Origin of the sequence: Pseudomonas karstica (assembly GCF_009707515.1) — a bacterium.
GTDB lineage: Bacteria > Pseudomonadota > Gammaproteobacteria > Pseudomonadales > Pseudomonadaceae > Aquipseudomonas > Aquipseudomonas karstica.
The window spans coordinates 1-12544 of record NZ_WLYI01000034.1 but is presented as its reverse complement, the minus strand read 5'-3'; the positions used below and the strand labels follow the sequence as shown (position 1 = coordinate 12544).

At 58.0% G+C, this 12544-nt stretch carries 11 protein-coding genes; 6 read left to right on the top strand and 5 right to left on the bottom strand.

Going from position 1 to position 12544, the window contains the following annotated elements:
• Positions 1 to 390 precede the first annotated feature (390 nt).
• The 3 genes from GIR22_RS21550 to GIR22_RS21540 are packed head-to-tail and all read left to right on the top strand — an operon-like array spanning position 391 to position 3962.
• Entirely contained in the window at positions 391 to 1689 is a 1299-nt protein-coding gene (locus GIR22_RS21550) for an MFS transporter (protein WP_154745293.1), read from the top strand.
• A gap of 60 nt (positions 1690 to 1749) precedes the next feature.
• Positions 1750 to 3054: a cation:dicarboxylate symporter family transporter gene (locus tag GIR22_RS21545; protein ID WP_154745292.1), complete on the top strand. Its 1305-nt coding sequence runs from the start codon at positions 1750 to 1752 to the stop codon at positions 3052 to 3054.
• Positions 3051 to 3962, top strand: a complete 912-nt coding sequence (locus GIR22_RS21540) for an NAD(P)-dependent oxidoreductase (RefSeq protein WP_154745291.1) — start codon at positions 3051 to 3053, stop codon at positions 3960 to 3962. The genes GIR22_RS21545 and GIR22_RS21540 overlap by 4 nt, the downstream gene beginning before the upstream one ends.
• Positions 3963 to 3982: 20 nt before the next feature.
• Here the strand turns inward: GIR22_RS21540 and GIR22_RS21535 are convergent, their stop codons facing one another.
• Positions 3983 to 5221 (bottom strand): LysR family transcriptional regulator, encoded by a 1239-nt coding sequence (locus tag GIR22_RS21535; protein WP_154745290.1) that lies wholly within the window; start codon positions 5219 to 5221, stop codon positions 3983 to 3985.
• Positions 5222 to 5634: 413 nt separating this feature from the next.
• Between GIR22_RS21535 and GIR22_RS21530 the strand changes: the two genes are divergently transcribed.
• Positions 5635 to 6531: a LysR family transcriptional regulator gene (locus GIR22_RS21530; RefSeq protein WP_154745289.1), complete on the top strand. Its 897-nt coding sequence runs from the start codon at positions 5635 to 5637 to the stop codon at positions 6529 to 6531.
• A 204-nt stretch (positions 6532 to 6735) separates the two neighbouring features.
• On the opposite strand, the gene GIR22_RS21525 is transcribed toward GIR22_RS21530, so the two are convergent.
• From GIR22_RS21525 to GIR22_RS21515, 3 genes are all read right to left on the bottom strand, one after another.
• Positions 6736 to 8067: an amidohydrolase gene (locus tag GIR22_RS21525; protein WP_246208460.1), complete on the bottom strand. Its 1332-nt coding sequence runs from the start codon at positions 8065 to 8067 to the stop codon at positions 6736 to 6738.
• A 403-nt stretch (positions 8068 to 8470) separates the two neighbouring features.
• On the bottom strand, positions 8471 to 8836 hold the full coding sequence (locus GIR22_RS21520) for a DoxX family protein (RefSeq protein ID WP_154745288.1): 366 nt from the start codon (positions 8834 to 8836) through the stop codon (positions 8471 to 8473).
• A 96-nt stretch (positions 8837 to 8932) separates the two neighbouring features.
• Positions 8933 to 9805, bottom strand: a complete 873-nt coding sequence (locus GIR22_RS21515) for an NmrA family NAD(P)-binding protein (RefSeq protein ID WP_154745287.1) — start codon at positions 9803 to 9805, stop codon at positions 8933 to 8935.
• Between the two features lie 313 nt (positions 9806 to 10118).
• Here GIR22_RS21515 and GIR22_RS21510 point away from each other — a divergent pair, with 313 nt between their 5' ends.
• Both GIR22_RS21510 and GIR22_RS21505 read left to right on the top strand, forming a co-directional pair.
• Entirely contained in the window at positions 10119 to 10586 is a 468-nt protein-coding gene (locus GIR22_RS21510; protein ID WP_154745286.1) for a winged helix-turn-helix transcriptional regulator, read from the top strand.
• A 94-nt stretch (positions 10587 to 10680) separates the two neighbouring features.
• A complete protein-coding gene (locus GIR22_RS21505) occupies positions 10681 to 11097 on the top strand; it encodes a VOC family protein (protein ID WP_154745285.1) in 417 nt (138 codons plus the stop codon).
• Positions 11098 to 11327: 230 nt separating this feature from the next.
• Here GIR22_RS21505 and GIR22_RS21500 read toward each other — a convergent pair whose 3' ends face one another.
• Positions 11328 to 12419 (bottom strand): SMP-30/gluconolactonase/LRE family protein, encoded by a 1092-nt coding sequence (locus GIR22_RS21500; protein ID WP_154745284.1) that lies wholly within the window; start codon positions 12417 to 12419, stop codon positions 11328 to 11330.
• Positions 12420 to 12544 lie beyond the last annotated feature (125 nt).

The window sequence follows — 12544 nt, the reverse complement described above, 5'->3', positions numbered from 1 at the left end:
AAATTGCCGAAGGTCCTGCGGCCCTTATCGCAACCTCGTGCCTCGGCAGCGGCTACACAAACGATCTCCTGTAGCCGCTGGCGTAGCCTGCGATCGGCTGCGCAGCAGTCGTTTGGGGCTTTGAGATTGCTGAAGGTCCTGCGGCCTTTATCGCAACCTCGTGCCTCGCCAGCGGCTACACAAGCGATCTCCTGTAGCCGCTGGCGCAGCCTGCGATCGGCTGCGCAGCAGTCGCCTGGACCTTGATTGCCGAAGGTCCTTCACCTTCCCCAACCCACGGTTTACGACCGATATAAACAATAGCGTGGGCTCGATAAAGCTTTCGAGCCGAGTTGCACGGCCCATCCCGGTAACATCTTGACTTACTTCCATAAGAATAAGGATGAGCAGATGCGACTGGGTTGGTATTCCGATCTGACATCCACCGAGAAACGCACCTACTGGGCGTGTTTCGGTGGATTTACCCTCGACTCGATGGATTCGACCATCTTCGCCCTGATGATGCCAGTGTTGCTGACGGCGCTGAGCCTGAGCAAGTCCGACGCCGGGTTGCTGGGGTCGGTATCGTTGATTGGCAGCGCCCTGGGTGGTTGGGGAGCCGGGATGCTGGCGGATCGTTATGGCCGCATCAAAGTGATGCAGGGCACGGTGTTGTGGGTTGCGATCTTCACTTGCATGGGTGCGTTTTGCACCGGCTTCTGGAGTTTTTTGCCGGTGCGTTTTCTGCAAGGCATCGGTTACGGTGGTGAAGCAGTCGTGGGTGCAGTACTGATCAGCGAAGCCATCAAGCCCGCGTTGCGCGGCCGGGTGGCCGCCTCGGTACAGAGCGGGTATGCGGTAGGTTATGCCATCTCGTTGGCTACCATGCCGGTGCTGTTCAGCTTCTTGCCAGACGACATCGCCTGGCGGGCATTTTTCGCGATCGGCTTGTTGCCAGCGTTGCTGATCTGGTTTATCCGGCGCCTGGTACCGGAATCCGCCGCGTTCAATCAGACGCGCAAACTGGGCAAGAGCATCGACCTGAAGGCGATTTTTGCCACCGAGCATCGTCGCGTCACCCTTATCAGTACCGTGCTGGCGAGTGGAATTTTTGGTGGCGCGTACATCATGATCACCTGGCTACCGACCTACATGCGCACCGTGCTGAACCTGCCTATCGCATCCACCTCGGGTTATCTGGCGGTGACTATCGTTGGCTCGCTGCTCGGGCCGTTCATCTATGGCCTGATCAGTGACCGAATAGGCCGGGGCCGGGCGTTCATGTTGTTTCTGGTGTGTCAGGCGCTTGTGGTCTCGGTCTACATGTTTGCCGACATCAGCATGAATGTGATCCTGGGATTGGGCCTGTTGCTTGGCGCTTTTCAGGGCGGGCTGGCCTCGGGTTTGCCCCTGACGTTTTCGGAACTTTACCCCACTCGTATCCGGGCCAACGGCGCAGGGTTCTGTACCAGTTTTGGTCGTGGCTTCGGTTCGATCATGCCGGCAGCAGTTGGTTTTGCCTCGATACACATAAGCCTGCCTGTGGCCATGGGTTCCTTTGCCATCGGTTCCTATCTGATCGGCTTCCTGGCCGCATTGTGTCTGCCGGAAGCAACCGGGGTGGATCTGACCGCTGTCGAAGCTTCGGCGCCGACACCTGTCGGGTTGGCTGATGTGGGGATGAAGGAAAGATATAGCACTCCAGGCTGAACGCATTATCCCGGGGTGGAGGTTCGTGCCACCGATAATAAAAATAATGCCGAGAACCGCATGAAACTACTCGCAAAACTATACATCCAGGTACTCATCGCCATGGCGCTGGCAATAGCGCTCGGGCTACTGGCCCCTGACATCGCGATAAAAATGAAGCCTCTGGGCACCGCCTTCATCGCATTGCTGAAGATGCTGCTGGGGCCCATCATTTTTTTCACTGTGGTTCATGGTATTGCCCACATCGGCGATTTCCGTCGCCTCGGACGGATCGGCATTAAAACCTTGATCTACTTTGAAGTGGTCAGCAGCCTGGCGATGGTGGTGGGTTTTACCGTGGTGTCCCTGGTGCGACCTGGTGACGGGCTGCATGCGCGGATGGGCGATGAATTGGCTGCCGGACAGGCCGCGACGGTCAATGCGGCGATGTCCGGTGGCAGCTTCAGCCTTGAGCATTTCTTCCTGTCGATCATCCCCAAGACCCTGGCGTCAGCCTTCGTCGAGGGCGACATCCTGCCGGTGCTGTTTGTTTCGGTACTGGTCGGCCTGGCGCTGGCTCAGTGTGCCAAGCCAGACTGGGTGGGCATGCGCCTGCTTACCGAAGGTCAGACCGTGACGTTCAAGTTGCTTTCTTACATCATGCGCCTTTCGCCTATTGGGGCCTTTGGCGCGATGGCGGCGGCGGTGGGCGGCTTCGGGTCCCAGACGCTCCTTTACCTGCTGCGCTATATCCTCACGTATTACGCCAGTGTGCTGATTTTCATCTTCCTGATACTGGGCAGCGTAGCGGCGCTGGCCGGCTTTTCGATCATCAAGATTCTGCGCGTCATCAAAGAGGAAGCGATTGTCGCCATGGGCACCGCGTCCAGCGAGGCGGCGTTTCCAAAACTGGTCACCAAGCTCACCCAGGCTGGCTGCGATGAAGCCGTGGTGGGGTTCGTTCTGCCGGCCGGATATAGCTTCAATATCGATGGTGCCTGTTTGTACATGGCCTGCGGTTTGGGGTTTCTCGCCCAGGCCACGGATACCAGCCTGTCGTTTGGGCAGCAGTTGAGCCTGCTCGGGGTAATGCTCCTGACCTCCAAGGGCGGCGCGGGCGCGGCAGGTGGCGCGGTGATCAAGCTGGCGGCGACTCTTGAGTCAGTACGCGTATTGCCACTGGGCGCGCTGGGCCTGTTATTTGGTATTGATCGAGTGCTGGCCATCGCCACATCGACCACCAATGTTATTGGCAACAGCGTCGCTGTATTTGTGATCTGCCGCTGGGAAAACCTGTTCGATCGCGCGCGCTTCGATGCTTATCTGAACCCCACTGAACCGAAGGCCTGCACAACGCGCCAAGCCTTGGAGGAAACAGCCAAATGACTGCAAACAACCCATGTAACTGTGTTGCACTGATCGGCTTCGGCGAGGCCGGCGGGATCATTGGCCAGGACCTGGCCGCCCAAGGCGTCAGGGTGCGCGTCTATGACCGGCTGCTGGATGATCCGGCGCGGCGCGACACCCTCCTGGCCAAGGCTGCCAGCGCCAAGGTTGAGGTATATGAATCGGCGGCCGAAGCGATACTGGGCGCGCAACTGGTGATATCGGCAGTGACTGCCGGGTCGGCGCAGGTGGTCGCCTGGGAACTGGCCGACTGCCTGTTGCCAGGCCAGTTTTTCATGGACATCAACTCAGTCGCACCCACCACCAAGCAGGCTTCCCGTGATGCCTTGTTGCCCAGCGGGGCAAATTACATCGACGCGGCGGTGATGGCTCCGGTTCCGCCGCAACGCTTACAGACGCCCATTTTGCTGGGCGGCGCTCAAGCGCTTGCATTGGTGCAGTTGCTTGAACCGCTGGGTTTCAACGTTAAGGTGGTAGCGGACAGGATTGGCATCGCGTCGGCGATCAAGATGTGCCGCAGCGTGATGATTAAAGGTCTGGAAGCACTCACCACCGAATGTCTGTCGACGGCTCGGCAATATGGGGCCGAAGAACTGGTTCTGGCTTCACTGCACAAAAGCTTTCCCGAGATGGGCTGGAATGCGCGGCAACCGCATTATCTGATTAGTCGCGTGGCTGAACACGGCCGTAGACGGGCCGAGGAAATGGAAGAAGTCGCCAAGACCGCCGCCGATGTCGGTATCACGCCGAACATGAGCCAGGCGATTGTCGCCACACAACGGGGATTGGTGGAAAGCATGGTCGAGCGAGGAGTGATCTACAGCGAACCCTTCGATTGGCAGGTACTGGTGGACACGCTTTACCCAGCCAAACAGCACCGAAGATAAGCCGACTCATGACCAGTGATCTATTCGGCGGCGGGCAAACAGCCTTTCAGAGCAGCCTGGTCAGCGCTGCCTACCTCCTGCGCCACCTGCCGAATCTTCTCGATGAGGGCTTCGGCGGCGGGGGAATGCAGGCCGTTGGTGCGGTAAATCAGGCCGATTGCCCGGCGAGTATCCTGTAGCTGCAGATCCAGGCGCTGCAGTTCACCCGAGGCGATTTCGTATTCCAGTTGATGCTCGGAGACGATCGCCAGCATGTGCGAACGCATCAGCAAGCCCCGAATGATCGCCATGTCGCCGGTTTCCACAACCGGCTCTGGTGGCTTACGACCCAATTGCTCGAAATGCGCTTCAAGCAACAACCGAGCCGGCGTGTCGGCACGCGGCAACACCCAACGGGCACTGCTCAAGTCATCCAGCGTGACGGGCCGGTCCAGCCAGGGGTGACCGCGCCCACCAAGAATCACCATCTCCTCGGTGAGCAATTTTTCCCCGTGCAGGTCACTGGCGTAGTCTTGTGCCCGCAATGCACCGAACACGAAGTCCACGTCACCGGCGCGCAACTCCAAAGCCAGCAGGTTGAATGGGCTTTCGTTGGTGGCCACACGCACGCCGGGATGTTCGGCCAGCAGGCGCACGAAGGCTTCCGGCAGGATGCGCGTTCGACCCAGGGGCAGCGCACCTACGGTGACCAATCCTTGCAGTGAACCTTTGATCAGTGCCGCATCGGCGCGAATATGGCGCAGTTCGTTCAAGGCACGGCGCACCGGATAGAGGATTTCATTGCTGGCCCGGGTGGGCTGCAAGCCTCTTGCGGTTCTTTCGAACAAAACCTTGCCGGCACCGTTTTCGAGCACCTTCAACGCGGCGCTGATGGCTGGCTGAGTGAGGTTGAAAGATCGGGCAGCGGTCTGCATGTGCTGGGTTTCACACAGCTTGACGAAAATCTGCAGACGCCGTGTCTGCAACAGATAAAGCGGCTCGTGAGGCGCATGACCGAGCAATGCCGGGATCGACTCCAGCTCTGCCATCACCCGACGGGCCCTCGGCAAAATGGCTTTGCCATAGGGCGTGAGTAGCATGCCGCTGGCGTGGCGCTCAAAGAGCGGCATGTCAAGGCTTACCTCAAGGTCACGGATCGCACGAGTCACCACCGACTGCGCACGCAGCAAGACTTCGCAGGCTCGCGACACGCTGCCGTGTTCGGCAATGCGGATGAACGCGCGAATCTGCATCAGGTGAGGAAGCGCTGTGTCTGGCATCTTGGTCTCTGGTCAGCCTATAAATAAAACGTATAAGGTCACCAGCCTTACGCATTAGTCCGCCTGGGGCAAGCCTTTCACCTTTATGGAAATGATTAAAGGCACTGGCACTACGGGCCTGGGAGGAACCACAGAGGTCGAAGACTATCCTCAAGCCAGCGAAAGACACCTTCTGGATCGACTATGCGGGGTATTTTCAGGGGGAAAAGGGACCAAATTTATTTATCGATCGAAAAAAGTAGACCCATTCACGAAAAACAAATCTGATCCCTTATTTATTGTTAGTGGGGTTGGTTTTTCCGGGAGACGTGCACCAGCGACGACGTTGCCAAGAAGCAGGATTGTGCTGTTCCCATACTCGGTGCAGTAGTACCATTCTGAGACTAGCTGTGTTGCTAAATGGGGACACCTACTTGGATATCGAAGAGCTACAGACATTCGTAGAAGTTGCTGATGCAGGGGGAGTTTCGCCTGCGGCGCTCCGGCTCGGGGTATCGAAATCAATCGTCAGTCGCAGGCTCACCAGGCTTGAAGCGGACCTTGGCATCCAGCTGCTTGCACGAACCACCCGCGGGGCAGCGCTCACTGAAGCCGGGGCCACGTTCCGCGACTATGCAGCCAGGGTCTGCGCCGAGATTGACGTAGCCAGGGAAACGATCCTGCCCGCTGGCGCCCTTCGCGGCCGTTTGCGCATTGCCGTGCCACTTTCTTTCGGCCCGACTCACTTCGCTCCCATGCTCGCGGAAATGGCGCGGCGCCACCCCCAGCTACATATTCAGACCTGCTATAGCGATCGCTTCGTTGATCTGATTGCCGAGGGTTTCGATTGTGCGATACGGGTTGGTTATCTTCAGGACTCAAACTTGATCGCAAGGTGCATCGGCCCGATTTATGTGTCACTCGTCGCGAGTCCGGACTATGTAAAGGCACACGGGTCACCCGAGTCGCCGGAGGAGCTCGCCGCCCATGAGGCCCTTATGCAGGGCACCGAAGCCTGGCAATTCATGGATGGCGACAAGACCATCACGGTTCGTCCGCAGGGCCGCTTCAAGGCCGACAACGGCACAGCTCTGGTCGCTGCCGCAACCGAAGGACTCGGGATCGCGTACCTGCCAGATTGCCTTACCTATGAACAGGTGACTTCGGGGGCGCTTGTGCCGATCATGACTCGGTATCCACCCCCCTCGGCAGGCGCATATGTCGTACGCCCGCCAGGTCAGCATCCCGCACGGAAGATACGAATCCTCACAGAACTTCTGATCGAGTCTTTCGGACAGTCTCCCTACTTTGCGGGACCTGCCAGTATCTGATCGAACAGCTGCTTCGCTTCACGGTTGAACCGCACTTGGTGCAGGGCACGCCTTGCGGACTCCCCGGCTGGGCGCACACCTCAGCTCCAGTCCACGCCGTATTTCATCGAAGCGACACATGGGTTCAATGGTATTCAGTTCAGTTGCAGGGGTACGTTCACCCGCCTACCAGGCCAAAATCCGACCTTTAGAGGACGCGACGGATTATGACTTCTTCTCTCGGCTCTGCAGAAATTGAACGGTCATCCCTGAGAGGGCACGGGTCCCGGTCACTAGCGCGCTTTCATCGACAAAAAAACTCGGGTTGTGGTTAGGCGCGACGGTTGCCGGATCCTGGCCATTCGGCGTTACGCCGAGGAAGAAATACAGGCCAGGGACTTGGCGGGCGAAAAACGAGAAGTCCTCCGAGGCTCCGACCAGCGCGGCAGGCGCCACTTTGCCTGAGGCCGCCCGTCCAAGCACTGGAGCCATTTGTGCCACGAGTTTTTCGTCGTTTATCGTGGTGCCGTAGGCCGGGACCACAGAAACATCCGCCTTGGCCCCGGCGCTTTCGGCAATTTTCTGTGCGCTGAGCTTTATGTCGCGACCAACCTGCGCACGGACGTTCTCGTCGTAGGTACGAATCGTGCCTGCCATTTCTACCTGTTGCGGCACAATGTTAGGGGCACTGCCGCCCTGAATCATGCCCACGGTGACAACCGCTGGCGATTGGGTCAGGTTAGTCTTTCGGCTGACCACGGTCTGCAGCCCGCTAATGACCTGGGCAGCCGTCACCACCGGATCGATGGTGTTCCAGGGCATACCGCCATGGCCCTGCTTGCCGGTGACTGTGATGTTCAAATCATCGCTGCTGGCGGTGGTCGCGCCAGCGCGCCAGCTGAGTTCACCGGAGCGCCCGGGCATGACGTGCACGGCGAAAATCGCGTCGGGCTTAAGTGTCTTGAACAGCCCTTCCTCTAACATCAACTGCGCGCCCCAGAGCTTATTCTGACCGGGCATGACCAGGCTTGATCCCTCTTCCGAGGGCTGGAAAATGAACATCACTTTACCCGGCAGGTTTTCACGCATACCGGCCAGCACTTCGGCCGTGGCCATCAGCATGGCAGTGTGGGCATCGTGGCCACAGGCGTGCATGACATCCACCTCTTTGCCACGGTAGGTGCTGCGAGCCTTGGAAGCAAACGCGAGGCCCTCCGATTCCTTCACGGGCAGTGCATCCATGTCTGCTCGCAGGGCCACGGTCGGACCAGGTTTGCCGCCTTCTAAAATGCCGACCACACCGGTATGCGCGATGCCGGTGCGAACCTCAAGTCCGAGTTTGCGCAGGTGATCAGCCACCAGCCCCGCCGTGCGCGTTTCTTGATCACCGAGTTCCGGGTGTTGGTGTATGTCGCGACGCCATTCAATCAACTTCTGCTCAACAGCTGCAGCGCGGCTATACGCCTGCTCCTCAAGTGAGCTGGATGGTTGTGCCTGTGCGGCGCCCGCGAAACCCAGCAGTAATCCTGCCAGTAACGGTGAAGGTTTGAATGGCATCGCTTCTACTCCTGAAACACCTGCAACCGCCTGTCTTGGCCGCTGCCCGGCGCCAGCCTAATTGATGGGGATAGCAGATGCCAGCCGTGCACGGGCACCCTGCCCGGCCAATCGTAACTGGACGTCTCACCACCCTATCTGCACTTGGTAGGCAGGAATGGCAATGTCCAGCGAAGAGATATGCACTGACTCGGGGAAAATATGAAGTGATGCTGATACCTATTTTTTACACCGGGCAGGCCATCGATTTATGCCATCGATCATTGGTGAGCGTCGGCTTTGCGTTGTCGACTGGTGCCCTTGGTGACAGGCAGAAACCGGCCCAGAAGCTGCCGATCAGGATGTCCACCAAGTTGCCCGATAGTGGCCTTTGGAGGCTTGTTTTGTGGCTGCTATCCCTGCATCAGCTCGGTTCGGCAAATACCATCTGCTTACGCCAACTTATCCAGCCGACCACAAGTGACCATGTTGCCACGACGAGTGGTGGCACAGCCTGCCCGTATTCGCCGTGGATGATGACGGTCGCGAGGGCGGCAAACATGACAGTGCAGCCCAGAACCGAACCTAACAGGCGACTCGGCGCCCGGAAAAGAAGAATGGCAGCAGTGAGCTCCAGCACTCCGGTCACGAAATGGAACCAGTGCGGGTACCCCCATTTCAGGTATTCCTCGTAGATAGATCCCAGGGCGAAGATGTTACTGAGTGAACCCACAACGAAGAAAGCGGCAAGAGCTAGGGGTAAGACTTGGCGCCAGGAAACTTTAGACATTTGTCCTACCTTAGATGATGAGTTGCTGCCGAGGAATGGTGTGACTGCCTGACCGACAGGCTGACTCTCTGCCAGAATCGTGATGGGGATGCGGATTTACGCTGTAGCGGCCTTCTGGGCCGCCGCGAAGACATCAAGGGCGGACGTCGCGCCTGGGACGTGCTCCGAACCCTCCACCCCGAGGTCCATCCAGCCTGAGTTGACGGCGTCAAACATCGCTTCGGCTGGCCCCGTCTGGCCCTTCGGAATACCAAACTGCTCGAACGCCGCCGACCATCCGGCCCGAGGGATGGCAAAAGCTTTGACGTCGACCTTCAGAACTTCACCCAATTGTGTCGCTACTTCATCCGCGCTGACCATCGAACCAAGCTCGATGACCCGATGCTTCAACCATGCCGGCCCGGTCAGAAGCGCTGCGACCTTGGCGCCGATATCATCAGTTGCGACCATGGTCGATTTCCGATCTGTCGGGTTGTGATAGACGGGAAACCTGCCACCCTGAGCAACCTGTAGGCCGTAGAGGAAGTTTTCGAAAAAACCGCCGGCGCGCACATAGGCTATCGGTAGTTTCAAGTCGCGAAATCCTTCCTCCAGAAGCGACAGGGCCGTGATCATCCCCAACCCGCTGGTTCTGTTCGCACCCATTGATGAGAGTGCTACCACCCGAGGCGGTGCTGCCTGGGCAAGCGCACCGACGTAGTTGGCAATCACAGCCTTCGCTTCTTTGTAGTCAGGCGAAGGTGCCCATTGCGCTGGCAACATGACAAACGCGCCTTCGACATTTCTAAGCGCCATCTCAATGGCTGCCGGATCACTCCAGTCACCGTCTACTAGTTGCACGCCTTCGTCGGCCCATTTCGCCGCCTTTCCAGGATTGCGGACGAGCGCGCGTACTTCTTTGCCTTGCGCTAAAAGATGTTTTGCCGTTGCGCCGCCAACTTTTCCCGTAATTCCCATGACTAAAAACATGAGCGCTCTCCTGATCTCTAGGGTTTTTGTACGTAAAGGCCAACTAACACGCAGGAACTCTTACCGATACGCTTTAGTTGGAGTAAGTGATTCCAAGCCATCGCCCCACTCAATCGTCAGACGGCGAAACGGCTCCGAGCGTGATCCGCCTGTATGCCGGAGGCCGTGACGAGAAACCGGGCGCAAACAGATGGGAACATGGAGACTCCGTGAACGTGAGGCTTATTTCTTGGGGTAGGTCTACTATAGAGACCGCTGCCACGTGCCGTAAGGAGGCAGTTTTTTGTAACCATCAGATTTCGAGGAATTGCGCATGAGCAACGCATTGAGGGCGATCGAAAGATTCAGCCAATATCCACTGGGCGAGTCCCAATCCGTGCACTGCCCGGTTCGAGACGTGCTCGACCGTATCGGCGACAAATGGAGCATGCTCATGATCATGGCTCTCGCGATGCGACCGCACCGCTTCAGCGAGCTTCACCGCGCTGTCCATGATATTTCCAAGCGCATGCTCACCCAGACCTTGCGCGATTTGGAGCGTGATGGACTGATCACCCGCCATGTTTTTCCGACCAAACCGCCGGGAGTTGAATATCGGTTGGCCCCGCTGGGCCTATCGCTGCTGGAACCGATGGCGAGCCTCATCGATTGGGCGGATCGTTGCTATGGCGACATTCATGTCGCACGTGCCCGCTTTGACGGCGCGCCCGGTGATGCCCTGCGTCAGGCTTCTGCTGCTCGATCGGAGGTGCTGTCTGACAGCACCAACCGGCAGGGGTGACCAACTCAGACCGGCACGCTGTTCACTCCCAACCAGCACCCGCTTGCGACCCTAAGCACCTGAATACCCCCTCTTCAATCCCGGGACTGATGCAATGAACCCCAGAGTTAGTTTGATCACCTTGGCCGTCGATGACCTCAACCGAGCGGTACGTTTTTACCAGGAGGGTCTCGGTTTACCGACAGCGGGAATCATCGGTGAAGCGTTCGAAAATGGCGCTGTAGCCTTCTTTGAGATGCAGCAGGGTTTTCGACTGGCCCTCTGGCCGCGGGCCAGCCTTGCTGCCGACGCCGGGTTGCCGCTTAGCGTTGCATCTTCTACAGGCGTTTGCCTGGCACACAATGTAGCGTCCAAAGCTGAAGTAGACCTGGTCATGGCTGAGGTTAAAGCCGCGGGTGGCACTATCGTCAAGCCAGCGAAAGACACCTTCTGGGGTGGGTATGCGGGTTACTTTCAGGATCTCGACATGCACCTTTGGGAAGTGGCCTGGAATCCGGAAATGTTGCCATAGCCAAGGTTGCAAGGTTGCTGGTGCCGCTTGCGGCATGCTCGATGTGCCATGCAGCGAAGATCAGTAGATTCTCAACGCCCGTAGAGCGTTTGCACAAGGTCTTGGGCGACGTGGCTTACCGCAAGGAGCGGGCACAAACTTGAGCACTGATCACCCGTTGCAAATGCGAAGGAAGACGCACCTTGTGAGGGTCAGCGTTAATACCCTCACAAAATACGCCTCGTGCAAATTCAGGTAAAGGTGGCTCCCCGAGTGTTCACAAACAGTCCATAAATAGAATGGCTGCCGGCCATGAACAGGCGGTTGCCTTCCCGGCCTCCAAAACACAGGTTGGGGCAACGCTCGGGCAATGAAATGTGGCCGATGGCTTTGCCTTCGGGGTTGAACACTCGTACGCCATCGAGTTTTTCAAGGTCGGCCTTGGGGTCACCGTTACCGCCCCAACCACACCAGAGGTTGCCACTCTCGTCACACTTCATGCCATCGATAGCAGCGTAATCCAGGCCTTCGATGTGCTTGCGGCGTGTGCCGAGGGTGCCATCGTCATTAACACTGATCGCCCAGATAATCCGGTTGGGTTTGGCGCGCCCTTCTACCACGTAGAGGGTCTTTTCATCCGGGGAAAAGCACAGGCCATTGGGCCCATTGAGGTCGTCAATCACACGGCTGACCTGGCCATTGTCACCGTCGATGCGATAAACGCCATGGGGCTGGGTAGGCGTGACTTTGTGCCCCTCATAGTTGTTGCCGGTCTGGAAAGGTGGGTCGCTGAACCATATTGAACCATCGCGCTTGCACACGATGTCGTTGGGCGAATTGAAAGGCTTGCCGTCAAAGCTGTCTGCCAACACGGTGATGCTGGCGTTGTGTTCGGTGCGGGTAATACGGCGCCCTTCACTGGATGTGGTGGAACCTTCACAGACCAATAACCGGCCCTGACGGTCGCGGCACATGCCGTTGGAGAAGTTCGAGTTCTCCCGGTACACCGACAAGCTGTCGGTCACTTCATCCCAGCGCATGATGCGGTTATTGGGAATGTCACTGACCAACAGGTAACGCCCATCGCCCACCCAGACCGGGCCCTCTGCCCAGCGCAAGCCGGTGGCGAGCCTTTCCACGCTGGCATTGAACAACCTGAGGTCCAGAAAGCTGTCATCAAGCACCTTGATCAGTGGATCCGGATAGCGTTGGGTCAACGGCTCGGCCTGGGCCAGCCGAGGCAGGTTGCCCAGTAGCGCGACCGTCGCCGATGCGGCCAGGGTTCGCTTGAGAAACACCCTGCGGCTGTTGTCCGCCGAGGGGGCTGAAGGGGCAAAACTCATGGTGGGTCTCCATTATTTATTGTTAGATGGGGACGCCATTTTTAACTTGTGATGAGACATCATACAAGATCATTTATTTACAAATACTCATGCTTTAGCGAGTCAGTAGAAATTTCACTTTCCTT